Origin of the sequence: Salirhabdus sp. Marseille-P4669 (assembly GCF_900240405.1) — a bacterium.
Lineage (GTDB): Bacteria > Bacillota > Bacilli > Bacillales > Alkalibacillaceae > OEQK01.
On sequence record NZ_OEQK01000007.1, the window covers coordinates 145,723 to 167,614 of the forward strand.

The window sequence follows — 21,892 nt, forward strand, 5'->3', positions numbered from 1 at the left end:
GAGAGGGTATAAATATACCCTCTTTCATTCAACAACCTCAATTTGCCAATTGATTATGAACGACCCTCACCCATCTTCAGCTTATATAGTTCCCTCCATAATTTCTTTCGTCCATTTCACTGCTTCTACATGTATTTGATAAACGCACTCTCTTGATATTCGAAGTTCATAAGCCAATTTTTCGATTGTGTCCCAATTTGATTTTTCTAGTGAAAGAACAAGTTGATAGATTGGAACGTATTTTGTTTGCTGTCCCATTAGTGTGTGTTTTATTTCGGGATCTAAAGGTAATTGCTTAAGTAGCTTTTCCAATGGTTGCTGCATTAATGTATCCATTAAGGAAAGTAACCCTACTAAAAAATAACTGGATGCCTCATGGCGAAATCCTTTCTCTAGCGCAATGAGTTCACTTGCCTTTGCGCGTATGAAACTCATTTTTATTACTTCGTCTATATATTTTTCCTTTTTCTTTGATTTTTCTCGCAAAGAAAGAAGGAATATCCATTTTTTTAATTCTTTAAATCCTAAGTACACAATTGCTTGCTGTATGGATTTAATTTGATAGCTAATCCCTATAATAGGGGAGTTGATTAACTTCAATAGCTTATAAGAAAGGGAAATATCAGCTTCTATAAATCTTGCAAGCATTAGAACATCTGGTTCCTCTTTCGATAATTCATTCATCATAACGAGAAAATTTTGGTGCTGGGCAGGTACATCCTTCGTCGATAAGATGGTAGGCTTACTGAAAAAGTATCCTTGAAAATAGGTATATCCATCCTGTAAGCATTGTTCATATTCTTCCATTGTTTCGACTTTCTCAGCTAAAAATTGAACGTTATATTTTTTTAATAACTGCATGAATACAATTTGTTTGGGGCGTGGTGTTAAACGAGTATCTATTTTAATGATATCTGCTAGCTCTAATAGCTTAATAAAATTGTGCTGATCCCCTCTCCATTCAAAGTCATCCAAAGCAATCTTGTACCCCATTTTCTTTAGCTCTTTGCAACTATTTATGATGTGGTCTGTAGGATTAACCGTCTCTAGTATTTCCACAACAATCATATGTGGTGGGAAGACAGTAGGTGTTAAATACTCTAATAGATTTTCTGTGAAGTTAATAAAGCAAGGTTTTCCCTCTGATAATTCTTTAATCCCAATTTCCATAAAGCTCGTAATAACACTAGAGGTAGCTTGATCACCATCAATATTCGCAAACTTATTTTGCATACTGTTCCGATATAATAATTCATAGCCAAAGACATCTTGTTTTGTGTTTAAAATTGGTTGTCTTCCTACATATACCTCCACTAATTCCACCTCTGCTATAGATAAAACGTTAAAATAGTAAAAAATTTCAATTATATAAGACTATTTTACTATTAAGGAAATAAAAGTAAATATTTTTTTGTGAAAGATTGTCAACCAAAAATTTGTCCGCCATTTACATGCAACGTTTGACCTGTTACAAATCTAGAATCATCGGATGCAAGATAGACAAAGGTTGGTGCGACCTCAAACGGCTGTCCTTGGCGGTCCATTGGATTTCCAGCAAGAGGTACTTGATCAGCAGAAAAGCTAGCTGGAATGAGCGGTGTCCAAATACGTCCAGGTGCTATCGCATTGACACGAATTCCTTTCGTTACTAAGTTTCTGGCCAATGCCCGGGTGAAGCCTACGTTTGCTGCTTTTGTAGCAGTATAATCGATTAATTGGTCGTTTCCATCAAAGGCAACCACAGAAGCCGTATTAATAATGGAGCTTCCTGCTTTTAAGTGCTTCAATGCTGCCCTTGTAGTGTAAAAGTGAGAGTATATATTAACCTTAAAGGTGTCATCAAATTGTTCGTCGGTGATATCGGTTAAGCTTAGCTGTTGAAATTGAATGCCAACATGATTGCACAACACATCAAGCTGCTTAAAGGCGTCTATTGTCTTTTCTACAATATGAACACAGTGCGCTTTTTCACGTAGATCACCTGGTAAAAGCAAGCATTGTTGTCCTAGTTCTTCGATGCGTTTTTTCGTTCTTTCTGCATCCTCATGCTCATCTAAATAGGCAATAGCTATATTTGCACCCTCTTTTGCAAAAGCAATCGCAGCTGCTGCCCCCATTCCACTATCACCACCAGTAATCAGGGCAACTTTTCCTTTTAATTTATCTGTACCTGTATAATTTGGATTTTCAATAATTGGTTTTGGCACCATTAGCTTTTCTACGCCAGGCTGACGATATTGCCGTTGTTCAGGTACAGTAAGGGCTACATCCTCATATTGGGTGATTTTACCGTAGTTTGGATATAGCGGATATTGCATCTCATTTTTCTGTTCATCCGACATAATTGGTCATCCTCCTAATCCATTGTTCGTGTTGTGGTTACTTTATGAAAAATAGGCACTAACCGTGCATGTGAAGAATGTATCCCATAAGTAACGAAAGCGAATAGGATAGGAGTATAGGAGGGATAACATTGAAATATTATTATAATCCAGAGGTAGAGAGGCTACTTATTAACGTTACGAAAGATACAGAAAAAATGAGATATAACGATAATAAGAAGAAGCTGAAGGTTCCGAAAATAGGACCAAGACCACCGTATTACAAAGATCCTAAATATGATCATTATTATCCAGTGATTTAGATTAGGGAGATACTGGTGTAAAGCGTTTAGACATCTAAACCAAGCAAAGGGACCCAATAGGTATTTTCTTGGTTTGGATTTTCTGATTTCTTCAAGTATTTACAGACTACCTGTTATAATAAAATCAGAAAATATGAACTAGGAGTATAACGGAAAAATGGAAAAGACAATTGGAATATTAGCACATGTGGACGCGGGGAAAACTACTTTTTCGGAGCAGCTACTCTTTCATACAAAAAGCATTCAAAAACGAGGTCGAGTGGATCATAAAAATGCCTAGAAAGCAAAAAACATACTGCTGGAGCCCTACTATCACTTTAAAATTACAGTAGATGTTAATCAAATGGGACGCCTATTAACGGATATTCAGCATGCATACGGACAGTGTGAGCCTCCAGTGACGGAAGGGGAGCGGGTGATTATAGTAGGGAAGGCTCCCGTAGCAACGTTTATGGATTACAGTACAGCATTGGCATCTTTTACCCGTGGAAAAGGGCGTATTCATTTAACCTTTGCTGGCTATGATCGTTGCCATAATGAGCAAGAAGTGATGGAAAGGATTGCTTATAACAAAGAAGCGGACCCTGAATACACGTCTTCCTCCATTTTTTGTGCGAAAGGCTCCGGATATTCGGTGAAATGGGATGAAGCAGAAAAGATGATGCATTGTTTATAGAGCCCGAAGAGTATTATAGCAATGGTTTTAATTGAAATTGATCCAACGCCAGATTCACTTCATGGATGTTATACATCTTCTTTTCAATGCAAAACTCGATAATTAAATCAAACAAGTCACTTTGGGATAACGTATATCCAGCAGTATGCAACAGCTCCGTTGTATCCTCTTTATTTAGTTCTAATGCAAGGGCGAGAGCGATAACGGTAGATTTGCTTGGATGGTAGTCGGGGTTTGAACGTAGCTTTGAGAAAAGGCGACGGTCGATCCCGGCTTTTTTATAGATTTCTGGATCCGTTGCTCCTGATACATCGATGTAGTGGAATAGCGTTTGCTGAAAGCTTGGATTACGATGTTTCTCAATGAAATCTACTAATTCGGTTTGATTTTCTACTAGATGATAACTAGTATGTACGCTTGGGCTTTCTAAAGGCACCACTTCCAGGTTACGTTCAACAAAATCTTTTAGTTCCTTCAGCAGGTTTGGGTCAAGCAACTTAACTCCTCCTCGAGATGTCGCCTTAGAAGCGACCTAAATAACGATTTATTTCGTTACTATTATACCATCAAGAGTTTTTAGGAGGATGATGGATATGAAACAAGGTGTAACGGAAATTATATTTTTACTAGATCGAAGCGGCTCCATGGCAGGATTAGAGCAGGATACAATAGGTGGATTTAATGCGTTATTGGATAGGCAGTGTGACATTCCTGGAGAAATAAAAGTAACAACCGTGCTTTTTGACAACGAATATGAAGTGTTATGGAATGGGGCTAATGCAAGAGAGGTTCGATTAACAGACCGGGACTATTATGTAAGAGGAACTACGGCATTATTGGATGCTATTGGCAAAACGATTGTAGATGTACAGTATCGGCATTCCACTAGTAATGAAAGTCCTGAACATGTTCTTTTTGTTATTACGACAGATGGGATGGAGAATGCTAGTCGGGAATTCACGTATCCAAAAGTACAAGAAATGATAACGAAGCAGCAGGAAAAGCAAGGCTGGGAATTTATCTTTCTAGGAGCCAACATCGACGTCGCAAAGGAAGCTGAGAACATCGGTATCCATGTAGAGCGAGCCTATTCTTTCGAAGCAACGGAGGATGGTGTACAACATATGTATGACATGGTGAGTGAGGAATTGACAAGCAAGCGAAAATAAATAGAGGACGTCCTTCAAACGATAGGAAGGACGTCCTTTTTATTATCCACGTACGAAATTTGGCTTCCATCTTTAGGTGGAACAGTTAACTACTTTGCTTTTTCTGCATTTTATGCAAGGTATGTTTCGTGCCCCATTCATGCATGCTTCTTAAGATTGGCTCTAACGTTTTGCCGTATTCCGTAATGGAGTATTCTACTTTTGGGGGGACTTGAGGATAAACGGTCCGCTCAACAATATCTTCTTCCTCTAATTCTCGTAATTGTTTCGTTAACATTTTTTGTGTAATGCCAGGCATGCTTCGTCTCAATTCACTGAAGCGTTGGGTACCTTCTTTTAACAGGTGTAAAAGAATAATCGGCTTCCATTTCCCTACGAGTATGCCTAATGCATCCTCTACTTTACATAAATCTGGTTCAATGTTCATCTCCATACTCTCCTTTAGTATCTTTTGGGATACTATGTCACTTCGAAGTGCGTACTTCTACTTTTGTCCTATATGTTACATAATATCATTATAAACAGGAAAGTTGATTCTTGTACACATAAAAGGATACATTTCTTTTAGACAAAGGAAGGGATAACAGAATGAAAAGTACAATGGAAAAATATCGGATCAATCCAAATAAAGGATTAGAATTTGGTTTATATACATTAGGGGATCACATTCCAGATCCACATACAAAGGAGCGAATTCCTGCACAACAACGTTTAAAGGAGATTATTGAATTGGCTAAGCTTGCTGAGCAGGCTGGCATTGACTTTTTTAGTGTGGGGGAAAGTCATCAGGAATACTTTACGACTCAGGCACATTCCGTTGTTTTATCTGCGGTTGCACAGGCGACGGAAAAGATAAAAGTAGCGAGCTCGTCGACGATTATAAGCACGTCAGATCCTGTTCGTGTATTTGAGGATTTTGCGACAATTGACTTAATTTCCGATGGCCGTGCAGAAATTATTGCAGGCCGTGCGTCAAGAGTAGGTCTTTTTGAATTGTTAGGCTATGATCTACATGATTATGAAGAGTTGTTTGAGGAAAAATTTGAGCTTCTTCGAAAAATTAACGAAGAGGAGGTTGTCAATTGGAGCGGTCAATACCGAGCGCCATTACGAAATGCCAAGGTATTACCACGCCCGAAGGATGGCTTCTTGCCAATTTGGCGTGCGGTTGGAGGAACGCCTACGAGTGCTATAAAAGCAGGTCTTGCTGGCGTTCCAATGTTTCTAGCTCATCTCGGTGGTCCCGCAACCGTATTCAAACGCTCCATCGATGCTTATCGAGCAGCTGCAAGTCAAAATGGTCATAATCCAGAAGATTTGCCAATCGCAACAGCAGGATTTTTCTATGCTGCGGAAACCACACAGCAAGCACAACGAGAGACATATCCTTTTATTAATGAAGGAATGAAGCTAACAAATGGAAGAGGATTTGCGAAGCAGCTTTTTGCACAAGGTGCAGACCCACGTGATATTATGAATATTGGAAGTCCACAACAGATTATCGAAAAAATCCTATATCAGCATGAGCTTTTTGGCCATCAACGTTATATTGCTCAAATGGATTTTGGTGGGGTTTCCTTTGACAAGCTTAAACGAAATATAGATTATATTGGTACAGAAATACTACCAGCTATTAAAAAACATACTGCACAAAAGTAGGAGGCGCACTAGATGAATATCGTACTACTCTCCGGCTCTATCGTTGGTTCCAAAACAAGAACGGCAATGAATTATACTTCTACTAAAATTCAGGAAAAATACCCTGATGCAGAAGTTACATTACTGGATTTAGCAGATTATCAAATTCAGTTTAGTGATGGACGGAACTATATGGAGTATGAAGGGGATACAAAATATATAACAGAAAAAATAATGGAAGCAGATGCAATTATATTCGGGACTCCTATCTTCCAAGCGTCCATTCCAGCTACATTGAAAAATGTGTTTGACTTGCTACCTGTTAATGCTTTTCAAGATAAAATTGTAAGCATGATTGTTACGGCGGGATCTTCCAAGCATTATTTAATCGCGGAGCAGCAGTTGAAGCCCATTTTAGCCTATATGAAAGCACAAATTGTCCAAACCTATGTGTTTATTGAGGAAAAAGACTTTCATCGGAAAGAAATTGTGAATGACGATGTGTTATTTCGCATCGATCGCTTAATTGAAGATACGGTGATGTTAACGGAAACCTATGAAAAAATCCGTGAAGCAAAGGATGCAGAATACGGTTTTTAAAGGAGATTCAATTTATGCAAGGAAATCAGTATATTCCTGTATCAGTCTAAATATGGCAATAGCAAAACCTAATAAACTAGCCTTTATTTTGGAAGCATGAAAATCTTTGTTTGCCACTATATAAAGCAGGATGAGTGTAAATCCAATTGGAAACCATAGCTCAAAGGAACGCTCGTCTGAGTAGTAAGAATACAGTGGTGCAACAAACGTACTGATAAGAAAATAGAAGAAGAGTGTAGCATAGCGATTGTTCAATTCTTTTCCCCATTTTCGAATGAAAGAAAAGCCAATTAAAATGAGAATGAAGATAAAAAGAGCCAGCAAATTTATGGTTACATTTCCAAATTCTAATTTCATATACTTCTCTCCTTAATTCGTACTACTAAGTTATAATCATTATATCGTAAGTGGTGTAAAAAATAACCATCCCCTTGGAAATTTAGGGGATGGTTATTTTCGTATGGTTCCAATTTCATAATAATGAGTCTTTCGTTGGATATACGATGTATCCAGGTTTTTCCTGAAGAAAAGGACCTATTTCCAAATATCTATTTCATCGTCCTTTTTCGAGATTTTATAATGTTTTTTGTAATAATATAGTAATATATGTAGTAGCAATAGTAACCAAAAGTTAGGAGGTACAAGACTTGATATGTCCCAGCTGTCATACCGAGCAACACAGTAATAAATTTTGTAATACATGTGGGGAAAATTTACAAACGGTTCAGCAAGCACAGTCAAAAGATAGAGAAAACACACAGGAGAACAATGAAAGAATAGAGCAAAAAACTACGAATCTCGTAAATAAACAAAAGAAAAAAGAAAAGAATAAACCACCCATCCAATTCACATGGAATTTGGATAATGTGACATTGGCAAAGGGAGTCGGGATTCCAGTTGGATCCTTAGTTGTTTTTGTTCTGTTGTCGGCTATTTTAGCTCCACTTCTGAATGGATCGCGCGTAATTAAGGATTACATATTTTTGTTTTTTACATCCACCCTTCAATTAGGGGAGCAAGTAGCAATATCTCTTTTATCTACGATGAAGCTGACTATGTTTGATGTTTTGCTTGCGATGCATGGAGGCACAATGAAGGGAACCGTTTGGGAGGACGGCGGTAGGGATCCTCTAACAGAGTTTACTTTTCAGTTCCCTGTAATTCTAGCCATTATCGCAACAATTACATTACTTGCAGTTGCTTTTTACTTTTTGAAACGATTTATAAAGGCAACTCCAATGCAAAAGCTTGCAATTGTTGGTATTTCTGCACTCATTTATAGTTTCGTACTTATACTTGTTTTACAAATTATGAAACCAACCTATGTTAGCAATGAGCATGCATTGGAAGTCTCCTTCTCTGGATTTGGTGTACTCGTAAAGGCATTTCTAATTGTTTGTATGGCTGGATTGATAGGGTTTGGTCCATGGAAGCTGAAAGATAGCGAGAAAGGTAAATGGTTCACTGTGCTACAGCCTTTGAAAACCTTTTTCATTACCTTGCTTTTTTTAGAGGCTTTTATTTGTATTCTAATGATTGTAACGTGGTTGTTTACAAATCCTGCCACATTAATGGCACAGCCTATCTCGAGTCCTGGAACCATGTGGTTTATTTATCGTAATGACCCATTATTTTACTTATTATTGCCTAACATTGTTTTAGCTGAACAGCTTTATGCAATAGGTGGCACATGGCAGATTACAACACCACTATTAGGAGAGCTGATACAAGTATCCAATCCATTTTCCATTAATATCCTGACTGGTAGCAATGCAATCGGAATGGAAAATGCTGCCTCATGGACGGACGGTGTGAATTCGGCTCGTTTTGTTTGGCATCCATTTGCATTATTGATTGCGTTTATTTATGCGGCTACAAAATTGCCACAAAATGTACCAGTTATGACTAAGGTTTATCATGGAGTCGGAGTAGCAGCAGTTGTTACATTACTCGCCAACTGGTTAACAATTTCTTTCAAAAATCGTAGCACAGAGGGAATTGCTGGATTTAATGCATTCCAAGTATTCCTATGTGCTGCAATTGTCATTGGATTGGTATATGTCGCATACGTTTACCTTCCAAATGTAATATCGAAAAAGAGAGTAGGTGAAGAGACATGAATCAACTGTTATATATTGGCGTTATAGCAACATGCATCGTATTTTTTATCGCCATTCTCTCTCTTTTCATCGCCTTAAAAAAGTATCGTCCGGATTGGAAAATAATGAAGTTTTTCCCCTTAGGTGTGGTCATGATTGGCATTATGGGGCTTGCTAGCTTTCAGGTCTTAACGGATAACCATGAAGCAAAGGTACCTTATGATCCTGCTGTTGACTTATACAAAAATGCAGATTGGGTATTAACGGAGGATGCAGGACTAAGTCAGTTAAGCATAAAGCATAAATGGGAAGAAACCCCAACTATTGAAAATAAATTCTTGTTTTCTTTAACACTACTAAAAAATAACGATATAAATCGTGCAGTAAAGCTATTAGAAGAAGTGAAACGATCTGTTGAGGCCTCAGAATATTTAACTGTGAATATGGTAGAGGATGCCTTAAGCATCGCAGAGGCACTACCTGAAGAAGTCAATGAACAAACAGGAGAGATAGAAGAAAGTGCGCTTGAACCAATTCATGATATTTTAGCTGAAATAAAAGAGTCCGTTGAAAAGAATTCGAAATTTGACGAGACAGAGCTAAGCTTTTTAGCGACAATCGATCGGGAGCGATTAATCTTTTTAACGAGTATAAATGGAGATACTAGTGAAGCACGGGAAAAGCTTGACACTGTATTAAATACGGAGGATGTGACAATCCGTAATCCTGTAATCAAAAAGGAAATCGCAAAATCAAGCATGTTTTTCCAAAATAATAGTGCCGCAGAAAAATACTTAATCGACGTGATTCAGGATTACCCGAGTGACCATGAAGCTATCACAATGTTAAGTGAAATTTATTTAAATGGAGAATATGTCCCATCGGAGGCTGCACAAACACTTCCGCAATATAACTTTGCGAAGCTCGGTGCGGTTCAAAGTGCAATTGAAACGTATGAAAAGATGCAAGTAGAGGATGTTTTGAAGGACGAGAAAGACGATTCAAATAACGAAGAATTTGCATTTGATTACTCCAAACAGCTTTCGAATGAATTGGCTTTTGCGCTTGTAGATTCGATAGAAGGACAATCGGATGAAAATCCAACGATTGATGTTCGAATGTCTCGCTATTATTTTAATAAAGGAGATAACGAAACAGCAAAAGCGTATATTCAAGAAATGTTAAATCATAAGGATGAGCTCGGGGTTTTCGAGCAAATGGTCATCAATACGATACAATACAACGATGAAAAGTCGAAGGATTTAACGAATACTTCGTCCTTTACAGAGCGTAGGCCCTATATGGAGGAAATGTATCAAATGAAGGAAGACCTTTATGCAAGCTTCCATACGCCAACGATTTATGGGGATGAGCGTACCGTTTCGGAGGAGAGTTATGAATATTTTCTAACGGAGACGATAAAAGAGCCAACAAACGAGCGTATTTCCATTATGAACATAGAGCCAAATGACGATGGGGAAATTACGTTATATTTAGGCGCTGAAAACATGGAAGACTTATCGAAAGGAAAGCTCTCGATTACCGATAATGGAAAACCGATAGAGGACTTTACCTTTGAGCGATTAAGTGATTTAGATGATGGGAATAGTCTCCGTTCAATCGGGTTAGTGCTTGATGTTAGTGGAAGTATGGATGGTAGTCGGATTGAAATGGCAAAAAGTGCTGGCGCATCCTTCCTCCAACAAATCAAAGATTATGAACAAGCAGAGCTCGTTTCCTTTAATTCGGCTCCAACCCTTGTACAATCCTTTACGAAGGATAAAGGAGCATTAGTAAGTAGTGTTATGGGGCTAAGTGCTGGAGGAAATACGAATATAACCGATTCCCTTATTTATGAGCTTGAGCGCTTAAAAAATGAGGATGGACATAAAGTGCTCTTTATTTTCTCAGATGGAGAAGATGATGTATTTTCTCAAGTAGAGTCTCGTGCTAAAGTAATAGATTTAGCAAACCAATATGGGATATCTATTTTTGCAGTAGGATTCGGTGCTGGTTATGAAACATTGTCTGAGGTTGCTGTCGAAACAGGTGGTGCGTACATTGCTACACCAAATGAAGCAACAATATTCTCTGGCTTTGATTCGGTTTCAGAGATGCTAGACAATGTCTATCGTGTAACATATCAATTAGATCCAGTGGAATACGGAACTCATATCGTAAAAGCGCAATATGATCAAGTTTCAGATAAGAAAGAGTATGAGCTAGCTGCACCAGCTGCTGGACCTGGAGATGATGAAGAAGACGAGGAAAATGTTCATTTTGACATTTATCAAATGATTCCAAGCACCATCTATCAATCTAAAGGGGATACAGTAGCCATCCTTTCAGGTAAAGGATTAAAGGATGTGGAGCTTCTATCCATCAATGGAGAAGAAATAGAAGATTACAAGATTTTAAGTGATGAGGAAATCGAAATAACGATACCAGATAGCATTTCTTATGGATTACACTTAATCGTAGCAGTAAACAATAAAGGGGAAGAAGCACAAACGGAATTCGTTGTATCAAAACCTGGCATGCAGGATAATTACGATTTTGGCTGGGCAACCCTTTATGCGGACTTCTGTCAAGCTCAAGGGACAACAATTGAATGTATCGGAAATCCAAGTGTTGATAAATTCTTATATCCGAGCGGTGCGAAGATGACGTTAAAGAATGATGAAGAGCTGACATTTAATGGCTTGGCATTTGATGTGCAGGATTCAAAGCTTAGTTTCTTCAAGAGTACGCTAGGTGGTCGAAATGAATTTATAAATGAACAAATTACCATGAAGAAAAAGGATTATGGGGAATTTTTCGATCTATCGAATGGATCCTTTAGTGGCATCACATTTAATAAATTGGGCTTTGACATCGCCTTAACGAATATGGGTTATCAGGCGAAGCTAGAAAAGGCACCAGGAAGCTTTACCGCAGAAACGAAATTTAATGGCTCTGATGCGAAGTCGTTAATTGGTAAAACAACCTTGACGAATTTACGACTGATTGAAAAAATATCACAGCTACTGGATTATAGCATGGAAGCCACAGCTGAAATTTCACCAGACCAGGCGAATATTACAGGGAAAATAAATTATTCAGGTTTTGATGCTGGGCTAATTGGCTTCTCCGATGTTGGCGGTGGATTCCAGTATGATGATATACGGAAACGATTTGTGTTTGATGCTAATGTAGGAGGATTCGAAATTGCGAACCGAAAACTAAAAGGGGTATTTGAAGCAGCAGATCTTTCCATCGGTGTAGAGTATCCGTTTAAAACACGATTTGGATTAACGTTAGAGGGAAATGTACCAATTGGAGCTACTGGCCTTACGTTAAATAAAGCGGGATTATTAGTTGACGCTACTTCTTATCGAGAGGGCGGATTTGACGTCGGCGTCGGAACCGTTGCAGACCCAGTAATTCAAATGGCCATTCAGGAAATCAACAACTTTGAGATTATGAATATTAAACTATTTGAACTTGATGAAAATACGCAATTACTTGGTCTAGACATTTCTGGACTGCTAAAAAACGCCTTTACCAGTGATTGGGAAGGGACCGGAAAGGCAACAGGTCAAGTAATCGGATTTAACGTAGTAGAAGCAAATAGTAGATATACCAAAAATCTCATTGAGTCGGAATTAAAACAAAATGACAAAACGTTTAAAACGACAATCGTATTTAACGATCCAGCTTACTGGAACGACCTTGTTATCTATCATGAATCAGGGATCGAGAAAAATTTACCATTCGATCTGAAAGTGATGGCAAAAGCCAACTTTGAAATTGTTCCATCAGACCTTGGGCGATCCGATGTAAAAATAAGTGGCCAAGTAGGTTGGACGAAGTTTGAATTTGATAAAGATGATTTGAATATCTTTAATTAAGGAAAGTGGGGATTAACGTGAAAAACAGATGGATACCATTGCTTATTATACTAGTATTAATAGCAACATTCTCCCCGCTTTCTATTCAAGCTGAAACCTATACAAAAACGTATGAGCTAGATGAAAAACAGGAGAATTTTCAGTTTGTAATTGAGGGAGAACAGAACAATTTTGACGTAAATATGACATTGCCAAATGGAACAAAAGTGAATTTTGAAGAATTTGACCTTGATCAGTATATGTATTTTTCGATGACGAATAAACGTATCTGGGCTTTAAAAAGTGCTCCTGCTGGTACCTATACATTTGAAATAGTAGGAGCAAGCGAAGATAATTTTTCAGTGGATACAGAGGAAGCGGTAGATCAACCAGTTGTAAACTGGACGTCACCTAGTGAGGAAACGATCACAGTTCGAAATGATGAGCCTGTTACATTGTCGTGGAAGGCAAGCGGGGACTTTCAATATGATGATGATTTGAACTTCATTCTCCAGCAAGAAGGCGGATGGCATGAGTTTGTTGTCGACGATGCGAACGCAGATGATGGGGAAATGGAAGTCACTTTACCGGAAACGATTCCATCAGGGACCTATCGGTTGTTTATCGAAGCAGATAATCCAAATGTAGAGCCGCAGCGTGTGAATCCGAATGTCGTGATTGACTATACGAACGATCGGTATGAAATGGGTACGGTCGAGATTGTCGATCAGTTTGTAGAAAATGGCATACTTTATTTGAATGTACAAGTTCCAAATGGATTGTATTTTGACTATATGGAAGCTCAACTAGTGGATGAGTCAGGAGAGAATACTCGAATTGCAGCCGGCGAAGAGGACGACCTTATTCGAATCGAAGAAACCGACGAATATGAGGTTTGGAACTGGTCGGTAATGGAATTGGAGGATGGTACATATTCCGGGAATATGATTGTTTTGGAAGATGATGATGAATTCACGCCGTTATTGGAAATAGAGCCATTTGATATTAAACAAACCGATTTCACTGAAGATATGGTGGAGTGGTCCATTACGGAAGAAGAAACGAATGCGACGTCATTAGATATTACCGTTCGTTTTCCAAAAGGTACACAAGTGGAAGTGCTTGTAGAAGAAAAGTCTGCATTAACGACCACGGTGGAAGAGGAAGAAGAAGTATTGTCGGTTGGGTTAGAAGAAGGGTTCCCATATATTATGGTTCGTGCAACCGATGAACATAACAATACACAAACCTATACAAAGCAATACAAAGTAGACCATACTCCACCACAATTAGAGTTGATTCAGCCATTACCTACACATAGCAAATTGGAGGATGACTTTGCCAGTGGATATGTGGAAATTGGTAGTAAACTGATGATAAATGGTGAAGAAGTGAAGTACGACGAGGACGGATATTTTCTAGTAGAGAATATCGGGAATGACCTTGAGTTAGTGGTTTCCGATTCGTTCGGAAACAAGGCAGAATATCAATGGGAAGCAGAACAAAAATCTGTGAGCCTGGCTTGGATTTGGATTGTCGTACTTAATGTTGGGATTGTTGGAGGAACTGGATTTACGATTTGGAGATTGCGGAAGTAGTAGGGAGCGCCATGACGAGGTCATGGCGCTTGTTTGTTATTGTACTTAAAAACTTCTCAGCCTCATAATCATAAGGAGATGCGCACGATACGTTACCACATCATATTAAACATACGTTCATCCACTAGGTTTGTATCAATCGGGCATGACTCTGCATCTCGACCGTATTGCCATCCCCATACGTTCGCATTGCAAGGCACTTTTCTTGGATTAAAGGTTGGGGCTTCACGACGCCTAGTTACACCTGGTTCTGGCTCTGCACTCCATAATACCGATTGCTGAGACACTTTTTCGTTGTTGGCAACGGCATCACAATAGGCCTTACTAAAATTACCTTCTACAGGGTCATGATAGAATCCAGGTTTATAGTCGGTTGTAAACATCGCATCTACATATCCGCGGATCCATGCCTCATCAACAGAAAAGAATCTTTCCACATTTGCATAAAGAACAGTCCCCTTAGGGAAGCCAAGACGTTTTGCGTGAAAGGCTGCATTTTGAGCAATTACTCGCCCTGCTCGGTAACCTCTGGATTCCGTAAACTTATTGTAAATAGGCAGTATCCTTGTTCCGCTATTATGAAGCAATTCCATTTCTTCTTGTGTTAGACCCTCAGAAGCGTTTGGTACAGTCGTTAAGTAACGTCCCCAAAATTCAGGCTTTCCGAAATTATTTAAAACACAATTATATAGCTCTGTTGTAACATTTGTTGAAGAATCAACTCCCCATATATATGGCAAATTACTCACTCCCGAATCGTTTTTACCTTAATATGTATATGGTAAAAACAACTAAAGGGTACTATGAGAAGACAAGAAAAAAGTCAGTGGTATCACTGACTTATAAGGATGGTTGGTCTTTCGTTTGGATTCGAATGTTTTTTAAATAAAATATTTGATTCTCCGCTTCACTTGTTAAAAATAATATCTGAATATGCTTTGACTTTGGAACGAGCTTCGTATCTGCTTGCTTCCTATCCCAAGTTGATGATAAGATAATGGGCTTACTCGTGGATTCCTTTAACAGCTTACCCGATTCATCAAACTGGGCAATCTTAACGATAATTTCGCCTTTTCCTTTAAAATTTGATTGGAAACTAATATTCTGGTTACCAGTTACATCAATGGAGGATATCCCAAACCCTTCGTTTGGCTGCTTTCCATTTGTTTTAATTTGAAAGGTAGTTCGGTCAATTTTTTTAATATCTGCCCCAATTCCATAATATTCAACTTCCCCTGCTAAAACAGGGCTTGTCCAAATAATAAAAAGAAAAATGGATAAAAAGATAAGTGCGATTTTCCTCATGTGTACATCTCCTTAAAGGGAAGTCCCTTATTTATTATTTTTCCGACTCGATGACGTTCTCGCTAAAGGAAAGGAGGCAATTAGTAAGGAATCCACCATAATGAATACTCTTGCTATTTTTAACTTCGGAAAAATGCTGCGGATATACTGCTCAGCCTCCTGCTGTAAGTTCACTTTCGGTTTTGCATTTATCGTTCCAAGCTCTGTGGAAAATTCCTCATTCATTGTATTAAGGTCTAATATTACCGTTAATTCCTCGTCCATCTCTTTTACTTCATACCCTTGAAATAAATCACGAGCCATGCATGCATTCCCTCCTCTTTATTAGTATGGTTATTTTCAAAAAATCCATGTAGATGAGAGTATGTAATATTTTATTTGATTGGGGGGAGAATGTGATTTTTTTTGTTGGTGGAAATGAGAGGGGGCTTTTAGAGCCGAATCAGAGTGGAGTCATATAGGAGTAGTTTATGACCCCGAACCAGAGTAAATGGGTAAAAACTGGAAACATAGGGGTAGGCTATGGACCCGAAAAAGAGTGAAATAGGAAAACCCGGTCACATAGGAGATTCTATGACCCCGAACCAGAGTGAAAAAGCAAAACCCGGTCACATAGAGGTTAGCTATAAACCCGAAAACCGGAGGGTAAGCAAAAAAACGATTACATAGCCCCACAGGAATACACTCCGGCTGGAAAAACGGAGTGTATTCCTGCAGCGGCTGCCCAATTACTTATCAGTTATCATCTTTTATCCGATCATGGTTGCAAAACAACTTTTATACAGTCATCTTCTTTATTGTTAAAGATTTTATATCCATGGGCTGCTTGGTCTAACGGGAGCTTGTGGGTGATGATGGATTTTGGATCAAACTCTTCGTTAATGATTTTTTCGTACAGCTCCTGCATGTAGGTTCTTGCATGAGCCTGTCCCATCTTTAAGGAAACGTTACGTGAAAAAAATGCACCAAGTGGGAACATGTTATAAAGCCCGCCATAAACTCCGGTAATTTGCACTGTTCCAGCTTTTTTTACAGCTTTGGTGGCAATTTGAATTGGACCAAGTGTGCCACCTTGAAGCTTTAATTTCTGTTCAATGAATTCCAGTGGAGATTTTTTCCCATCCATTCCAACGCAGTCGATTACGACATCTGCTCCGCCTTTGGTAATTTCTTTTAAGGTTTCCCCCATATCTGGGTCTTCTTCAAAGTTGAATACTTCGGTTTTGTTTACTTTTCGAGCGTGTTCCAATCGGTATGGGATATAATCAACTGCAATTACGCGCTCTGCTCCTTTCATCCATGCAAACTGTTGGGCCATTAAGCCTACTGGTCCGCAGCCGAGCACAATTACAGTGTCACCTTCTTTCATCCCGGAGTTCTCGACACTCCAATAGGCTGTAGGGAGTACATCGGAAAGAAATAGTAAGGAATCGTCCTCTAGCTCACAATCCTCTGGTACAACGAAAGGAGTAAAGTTACCAAAAGGAACACGTAAATATTCTGCTTGCCCTCCAGGGTAGTTACCAAACTTTTCGGAATAGCCAAAGTATCCGCCTGAATCATAGTGAGGATTTGCGTTATCACATTGGCTCACCAAACCATCGTGACAATAAGGGCAGTGTCCACACGCAACTGTAAAAGGTATAACGACTCGATCCCCTTTTTTTACTTTTGTAACATCAGGTCCAACTTCTTCCACAATGCCCATAGGCTCATGCCCGATTATGTAGCCTTTAGGCATAGGCATGTTTTCCTGATACAAGTGTAAATCCGATCCGCAAATCGCGGTAGATGTAATGCGAACAATAATGTCATCGCTTTTTTCGATATTTGGTGTTGGCTCTTCGGTAACATCAACTTTGTATCTTCCTTGATAGGTTACGGCTTTCATGAGGTACCTCCAGTGTTTTTGAGGTTAGTATTTGAAACTCTTATGGATGGTATGCAGTTTGAACCCAAATAAATAAGCTAGAAGGATGTATATTCCTTCTAGCTTCGTACAGAATTACTTCATTTCTTTGATGGGCCCAATCGTTAGAATTTCATCTAATGAAGGAGAATCGTTTGGTGCTTCAATAGGTAAATTTGTAATAGGCTTATATGTTACGATGGATCCGCCTGAACCATCGAAGGATTTCGCGACGATCGAGCCATTTACAGTTGCTCCTCCACTTAGTTCAAAATCTGCATTTGGTGCATAGAACAAGGTTGGATTTCCCCACGAGCCACCATTCATTTTAATGCTCGACCCACCAGTTATTATATGTCCCTTGAATCCGGCTCCACCATTAATGTGAATATTAGCCTTTTCAGCAATTAAAGATCCGTAAATTTCTTGTGAGCTATTAAGTCTTATGGTTTTTTCTCCCTGTAAGTAGATGTTTAATTGCTCGATACTACCATTCTTATTTATCCTGCTACTTGATACCATGTTCATTTCATTTCGTACATAAATCGTTAATTTTCCTGTACCCAGGATATTTATATGTCCCTTTTGTACGTCTAATGTATTTACTACGATACTTCTATCGAAATCCCCTACATCTATATTTAGAGTGTTATTTTTCACTTTAATCTTATTAAAAGATACATTGTCATCTAAAGTGAGTGTATATCCATCTGAAATCTTATTGTCTATGCGGAGATCACCGTTTAGAATCACATAATACTGATTGTGTGCATTTTTTTCTAATCGGAGGTTTTCAGGTGTATTGTAATTTGGAATCTCAGGAAAGGGTGGGATTTCGTATGTTTTATTTAAATTTCTCGTAATGTCACCAGTAATGCCTGCTCCGCCTTTGGTATTTACATTATTGGAATTGGTGCTTACATCCCCATCAATTGTAGAACCACCTTTTAAATTTATTGCACCTTGTGTAAATAAGGCTACATCAGGGATTTCAATTGAGGAACCACTTTCCTGTGCCGTTAACATAAAGGATGTCTCGACTGTTCTTGAACGATCACCAATAACCCCCTCAGAGATTACTCGATACACTTGGGGGTTGTCCATATCGTTAATCGTTTCTACCCTTACTTGCACTATTGGTTGCTCTCCGAAAACTTCTTCGAATGTATTTAATTCGACTGGCTCTAATAGTTCATCTAGCTCCACACCTGTAGGGGATTGATAAGCGTCCAATACAGCGTTGCGAATTTCGTTTAGCTTATAATTCGCACCAGCTTCTGCAATATAGTAGGCCGATTGGGTGTCTCTTTCTATCGAGCTTAAGTTGGCATTATTAATTGTGGTCGATAACAACGAAATACCTAGGACAGAAAAAACGGTTAACACCATTAAGACGATAGCTAAAGCCATACCTTGTTCATTATTTATTACCTTAGTAAACTTAACAGAACGTCTCAGTTCAACCACCCTCTCCCCTTAAATATATCGTTGTAGAAAGACTCACTTGTTCTCCGTTTTCAGTAGGCACACTTTGAATTTCTATTTGAACTTTATTATTGATATAGTGATATGTAAATGCACTTATATGCGAAGCCAAAATAGTGTTATCTTTTTTCAACTGGTTATTTTCAATTCGATATGTGGAGCCATTAACGATAAATTGTTTTTCGGGCTCATTCTCTATGGTTACACGATTAGGATAAGTTCGTAAATCCTTTGTTATGCTTTTCATTGCCAGTCTTACATTAGATTGTAATTGAGCTTCTGTTGCTTGATTGTGATATTGTTTAACCCCGAATAAGTGAATCGAACTAATTAACAGAACAAACACAGATAATATTGTAAATGTGGCAAGAACTTCAACTAAGGTTAATCCCTTTTCATTCTTCATCCTCTATATTACCTTTCAACCAAAATTTCGTTTCCATTTGTGCTTCCAAATCTTTATTTACCTTATTGTCATAGATCTTTACTAATAGTTTAAAAAGGTTGTCCACTTCTTCCTCTTCCTTTATTGAGAGTTCAAAGTAAAATTCGTTGCTGACCCCTTCTATTTTAAGTGGGGAATTACTTATTATGTTACTGTTTGTGTTTTCAGTATTATTAAGTGTTGTAACGGCTGCATCATCTAACTCCGTTTTAGAAAGAGGCGTCCCACTTAAACTTAGCATATTTTCCATAAGAGACTGTGCTACATAAGAAGCATCAATGATTTTTTCGGATGTTTGATTTGATTTTGCGGATAAACGAAAAAAGGATAAAAATGAAAGTAAAATAATAGAAAGAATCACAATAGCTGCAAGTATTTCTATTAATGTTAATCCCTTGTCAGATTTTAATGGTTTAATCATGGATAACTCCTTTTTAATAACATTAAGCATATTTTATCATGAACATTGTAATATATATAATTATGATTTACTGGTAAAAAAGTACTAATATATACTTAGAAAGATTGTTTTCAGATGATAATTATAGTAAAATTGTGACAAATTAAAGCAAAAACTTCTATTCCTTTTGAACTATTCTACTTCTAATTGACTATTAACCTTCATAGTAAGTTACATTTCGCAATAAAATTCATGATTATTTCACATTTCCTAGGAAATATGTACTGTTTCGATACTTGTTAATTGTAGAAATATGCATAATAATGAATGGGTAGACTTTTATGCATTCTAAATGTCTTAGGTAATTTTAGCTAGTTGGAGGTAATTTAATGCCTATCGGAAAAAATATGCGCCTTGGGGATTTACTAGTTGAAAGTGGGATTATCACAAGTGAGCAACTAGCACAAACATTAGAAGAAAAAAGCCCTGATCAAAAGCTAGGGGATCTCCTAGTACAAAAGGGTTATGTAACGGAACTTCAACTAATTGAAGTATTGGAATTTCAATTAGGTATTCCACGGGTAACTTTATTTAATTATCCAATTGATTCAGCACTTTTAAAAATTGTTTCGAAAGAGTTTGCGAAACGACATTTAGTTTTACCTTTACGTAAAGAGGGGAATAAACTTTATGTTGCGATGGCAGACCCAATGGATTACTTTGTTATAAATGATTTGCGATTATCGACTGGATTTCAAATTGAGCCCATGATAGCTGCAAAGGATGAAATCATTCGTACAATTAGCCGATTTTACGATGTAGATGAATTTGGTTTTGAATTTACAAATAATAATGAGCCAGAAAACGTAAATGACCCAACTATAGAAGATGATGATTCACCTGTAGTAACGCTAGTGAATCAAATTTTAAGACAAGCTGTTATTCAAAAAGCAAGTGATATTCATATCGATAGCATGGAAACAAAGGTTTTAGTTCGATTCCGTGTGGACGGTCGGTTGAGAAATGAACGGAATTTACCGAAGAATGTCCAGGGTTCCCTAATAACGAGGGTTAAAATTATGGCGAATCTCGATATCACAGAGCACCGTGTTCCACAGGATGGTCGAATTAAATTGAGTATGGAAAATCGCCAAATGGATTTACGGATTAGCACATTGCCTACGATATTTGGTGAAAAGATTGTGATTCGTTTATTAGATTTAACAATGGCACAAAACGACATTAGCCGTCTAGGTTTTGAAGAAGAGAATCTAGAAAAATTTAAAAGATTAATTAAACGGCCACATGGAATCGTACTTCTAACAGGTCCAACAGGGTCAGGGAAATCCTCTACCATGTATTCCGCGTTAAGCCGTTTAAATAATGAAGACGTGAATATTATTACGATTGAGGATCCGGTAGAATACCAGGTGGAAGGAATCAATCAAATTCAAGTGAACCCTAATGTTGGTTTGACATTTGCGGCTGGGTTAAGATCTATTTTACGTCAAGACCCAAACATCATCATGGTTGGAGAAATACGTGACCGTGAAACAGCAGATATGGCAGTTCGCGCATCCATCACAGGTCATTTAGTATTTAGCACGCTTCATACGAATAATTCATTAGGAACGATCAATCGTTTAAAGGATATGGGCGTGGAGATATTTTTAATTGCCTCTTCTCTAAATGGAGTTGTTTCACAACGACTAGTACGCCAAATCTGTCGCGATTGTAAAGAAGAAAGAGAAGCAACAGAACGGGAAAAGGAGATCTTTTCAAATTATGGAATGAATGTAGATACGGTTTATCACGGGAAAGGGTGTTCTACTTGTGATATGACAGGCTATAAAGGAAGAACTGCTTTACATGAAGTGCTTGTCATGGACGATGAAATCAAGCAAGCTCTATTAAACAATAAATCGATGATGGAGATTCGGGATATTGCGGTTAAAAATGGTTTGACATTTTTGATTGAAGATGGACTGAAAAAAGTAGAAAAGGGTATCACGACTACAGAAGAAATACTACGTGTGGCGTTAGATTAGGAGGTAG

General features: G+C 38.1%; 20 protein-coding genes and 2 pseudogenes. 10 read left to right on the plus strand and 12 right to left on the minus strand.

From position 1 onward, the window contains the following. Positions 1-81: 81 nt before the first annotated feature. Together C1A05_RS13990 and C1A05_RS13995 are read right to left on the minus strand one after the other, a co-directional pair. Complete coding sequence (locus C1A05_RS13990; protein WP_102028858.1) at positions 82-1,314, minus strand: EAL and HDOD domain-containing protein; 1,233 nt, start codon at positions 1,312-1,314, stop codon at positions 82-84. A gap of 110 nt (positions 1,315-1,424) precedes the next feature. After that, positions 1,425-2,342, minus strand: a complete 918-nt coding sequence (locus tag C1A05_RS13995; RefSeq protein WP_102028859.1) for an SDR family oxidoreductase — start codon at positions 2,340-2,342, stop codon at positions 1,425-1,427. Positions 2,343-2,473: 131 nt separating this feature from the next. On the opposite strand from C1A05_RS13995, the gene C1A05_RS18195 reads away from it, so the two are divergent. The 3 genes and pseudogenes from C1A05_RS18195 to C1A05_RS14005 form a co-directional block, all read left to right on the plus strand. After that, positions 2,474-2,644, plus strand: coding sequence for a hypothetical protein (locus C1A05_RS18195; RefSeq protein WP_200816504.1), 171 nt, complete (start codon positions 2,474-2,476; stop codon positions 2,642-2,644). 157 nt (positions 2,645-2,801) lie between these two features. Then, positions 2,802-2,909: pseudogene (locus C1A05_RS14000) on the plus strand (GTP-binding protein); the annotation flags it as partial. Between the two features lie 15 nt (positions 2,910-2,924). Continuing rightward, positions 2,925-3,320, plus strand: a pseudogene (locus tag C1A05_RS14005) (elongation factor G); the annotation flags it as partial. Between the two features lie 13 nt (positions 3,321-3,333). On the opposite strand, the gene C1A05_RS14010 reads toward C1A05_RS14005, so the two are convergent. Continuing rightward, positions 3,334-3,816 carry a hypothetical protein gene (locus tag C1A05_RS14010; RefSeq protein ID WP_102028861.1) on the minus strand — a complete coding sequence of 161 codons (483 nt, stop codon included), beginning with the start codon at positions 3,814-3,816 and terminating at the stop codon, positions 3,334-3,336. 97 nt (positions 3,817-3,913) lie between these two features. Between C1A05_RS14010 and C1A05_RS14015 the strand changes: the two genes are divergently transcribed. Continuing rightward, positions 3,914-4,489 (plus strand): vWA domain-containing protein, encoded by a 576-nt coding sequence (locus C1A05_RS14015; protein WP_102028862.1) that lies wholly within the window; start codon positions 3,914-3,916, stop codon positions 4,487-4,489. A gap of 85 nt (positions 4,490-4,574) precedes the next feature. On the opposite strand, the gene C1A05_RS14020 is transcribed toward C1A05_RS14015, so the two are convergent. After that, positions 4,575-4,916: a winged helix-turn-helix transcriptional regulator gene (locus tag C1A05_RS14020; RefSeq protein ID WP_102028863.1), complete on the minus strand. Its 342-nt coding sequence runs from the start codon at positions 4,914-4,916 to the stop codon at positions 4,575-4,577. A gap of 173 nt (positions 4,917-5,089) precedes the next feature. On the opposite strand from C1A05_RS14020, the gene C1A05_RS14025 reads away from it, so the two are divergent. Together C1A05_RS14025 and C1A05_RS14030 are read left to right on the plus strand one after the other, a co-directional pair. After that, positions 5,090-6,148, plus strand: coding sequence for an LLM class flavin-dependent oxidoreductase (locus C1A05_RS14025; RefSeq protein ID WP_102028967.1), 1,059 nt, complete (start codon positions 5,090-5,092; stop codon positions 6,146-6,148). 12 nt (positions 6,149-6,160) lie between these two features. Next, positions 6,161-6,727, plus strand: a complete 567-nt coding sequence (locus C1A05_RS14030) for an NADPH-dependent FMN reductase (protein ID WP_102028864.1) — start codon at positions 6,161-6,163, stop codon at positions 6,725-6,727. A gap of 12 nt (positions 6,728-6,739) precedes the next feature. Here the strand turns inward: C1A05_RS14030 and C1A05_RS14035 are convergent, their stop codons facing one another. Next, on the minus strand, positions 6,740-7,084 hold the full coding sequence (locus tag C1A05_RS14035; RefSeq protein WP_102028865.1) for a hypothetical protein: 345 nt from the start codon (positions 7,082-7,084) through the stop codon (positions 6,740-6,742). Positions 7,085-7,374: 290 nt separating this feature from the next. Between C1A05_RS14035 and C1A05_RS14040 the strand changes: the two genes are divergently transcribed. From C1A05_RS14040 to C1A05_RS14050, 3 genes are read left to right on the plus strand one after another with little or no spacing between them, the layout of a single operon-like run. Beyond that, positions 7,375-8,847: a hypothetical protein gene (locus tag C1A05_RS14040; RefSeq protein WP_102028866.1), complete on the plus strand. Its 1,473-nt coding sequence runs from the start codon at positions 7,375-7,377 to the stop codon at positions 8,845-8,847. Then, positions 8,844-12,716 (plus strand): VWA domain-containing protein, encoded by a 3,873-nt coding sequence (locus C1A05_RS14045; protein ID WP_102028867.1) that lies wholly within the window; start codon positions 8,844-8,846, stop codon positions 12,714-12,716. The genes C1A05_RS14040 and C1A05_RS14045 overlap by 4 nt, the downstream gene beginning before the upstream one ends. Before the next feature lie 17 nt (positions 12,717-12,733). Further along, positions 12,734-14,293 (plus strand): hypothetical protein, encoded by a 1,560-nt coding sequence (locus C1A05_RS14050; RefSeq protein WP_102028868.1) that lies wholly within the window; start codon positions 12,734-12,736, stop codon positions 14,291-14,293. 92 nt (positions 14,294-14,385) lie between these two features. Here the strand turns inward: C1A05_RS14050 and C1A05_RS14055 are convergent, their stop codons facing one another. The 7 genes from C1A05_RS14055 to C1A05_RS14085 all read right to left on the minus strand — a co-directional run bounded on the left by C1A05_RS14055 (position 14,386) and on the right by C1A05_RS14085 (position 19,858). Next, positions 14,386-15,033 carry a glycoside hydrolase domain-containing protein gene (locus C1A05_RS14055; protein WP_102028869.1) on the minus strand — a complete coding sequence of 216 codons (648 nt, stop codon included), beginning with the start codon at positions 15,031-15,033 and terminating at the stop codon, positions 14,386-14,388. Between the two features lie 100 nt (positions 15,034-15,133). Next, on the minus strand, positions 15,134-15,598 hold the full coding sequence (locus tag C1A05_RS14060) for a hypothetical protein (RefSeq protein WP_102028870.1): 465 nt from the start codon (positions 15,596-15,598) through the stop codon (positions 15,134-15,136). 27 nt (positions 15,599-15,625) lie between these two features. After that, entirely contained in the window at positions 15,626-15,901 is a 276-nt protein-coding gene (locus C1A05_RS14065) for a hypothetical protein (RefSeq protein ID WP_102028871.1), read from the minus strand. Positions 15,902-16,355: 454 nt separating this feature from the next. After that, complete coding sequence (locus tag C1A05_RS14070) at positions 16,356-17,489, minus strand: zinc-dependent alcohol dehydrogenase (protein ID WP_102028872.1); 1,134 nt, start codon at positions 17,487-17,489, stop codon at positions 16,356-16,358. 114 nt (positions 17,490-17,603) lie between these two features. Then, positions 17,604-18,974 (minus strand): pilus assembly PilX N-terminal domain-containing protein, encoded by a 1,371-nt coding sequence (locus C1A05_RS14075; RefSeq protein ID WP_102028873.1) that lies wholly within the window; start codon positions 18,972-18,974, stop codon positions 17,604-17,606. Continuing rightward, positions 18,967-19,398, minus strand: a complete 432-nt coding sequence (locus C1A05_RS14080; RefSeq protein ID WP_102028874.1) for a prepilin-type N-terminal cleavage/methylation domain-containing protein — start codon at positions 19,396-19,398, stop codon at positions 18,967-18,969. Before C1A05_RS14080 ends, C1A05_RS14075 begins: the two co-directional genes overlap by 8 nt. Further along, positions 19,388-19,858 (minus strand): type IV pilus modification PilV family protein, encoded by a 471-nt coding sequence (locus C1A05_RS14085; protein WP_159462080.1) that lies wholly within the window; start codon positions 19,856-19,858, stop codon positions 19,388-19,390. Before C1A05_RS14085 ends, C1A05_RS14080 begins: the two co-directional genes overlap by 11 nt. 368 nt (positions 19,859-20,226) lie before the next feature. Here C1A05_RS14085 and C1A05_RS14090 point away from each other — a divergent pair, with 368 nt between their 5' ends. Next, positions 20,227-21,885 (plus strand): GspE/PulE family protein, encoded by a 1,659-nt coding sequence (locus tag C1A05_RS14090; protein WP_102028876.1) that lies wholly within the window; start codon positions 20,227-20,229, stop codon positions 21,883-21,885. Positions 21,886-21,892: the final 7 nt, after the last annotated feature.

Coding starts and splice junctions, on each gene's coding strand:
- C1A05_RS13995 (WP_102028859.1), bottom strand. CDS start 2,342: ATGTCGGATGAACAGAAAAATGAGATGCAATATCCGCTATATCCAAAC.
- C1A05_RS14015 (WP_102028862.1), top strand. CDS start 3,914: ATGAAACAAGGTGTAACGGAAATTATATTTTTACTAGATCGAAGCGGC.
- C1A05_RS14020 (WP_102028863.1), bottom strand. CDS start 4,916: ATGAACATTGAACCAGATTTATGTAAAGTAGAGGATGCATTAGGCATA.
- C1A05_RS14025 (WP_102028967.1), top strand. CDS start 5,090: ATGGAAAAATATCGGATCAATCCAAATAAAGGATTAGAATTTGGTTTA.
- C1A05_RS14030 (WP_102028864.1), top strand. CDS start 6,161: ATGAATATCGTACTACTCTCCGGCTCTATCGTTGGTTCCAAAACAAGA.
- C1A05_RS14035 (WP_102028865.1), bottom strand. CDS start 7,084: ATGAAATTAGAATTTGGAAATGTAACCATAAATTTGCTGGCTCTTTTT.
- C1A05_RS14045 (WP_102028867.1), top strand. CDS start 8,844: ATGAATCAACTGTTATATATTGGCGTTATAGCAACATGCATCGTATTT.
- C1A05_RS14060 (WP_102028870.1), bottom strand. CDS start 15,598: ATGAGGAAAATCGCACTTATCTTTTTATCCATTTTTCTTTTTATTATT.
- C1A05_RS14065 (WP_102028871.1), bottom strand. CDS start 15,901: ATGGCTCGTGATTTATTTCAAGGGTATGAAGTAAAAGAGATGGACGAG.
- C1A05_RS14070 (WP_102028872.1), bottom strand. CDS start 17,489: ATGAAAGCCGTAACCTATCAAGGAAGATACAAAGTTGATGTTACCGAA.
- C1A05_RS14080 (WP_102028874.1), bottom strand. CDS start 19,398: ATGAAGAATGAAAAGGGATTAACCTTAGTTGAAGTTCTTGCCACATTT.
- C1A05_RS14085 (WP_159462080.1), bottom strand. CDS start 19,858: ATGATTAAACCATTAAAATCTGACAAGGGATTAACATTAATAGAAATA.
- C1A05_RS14090 (WP_102028876.1), top strand. CDS start 20,227: ATGCCTATCGGAAAAAATATGCGCCTTGGGGATTTACTAGTTGAAAGT.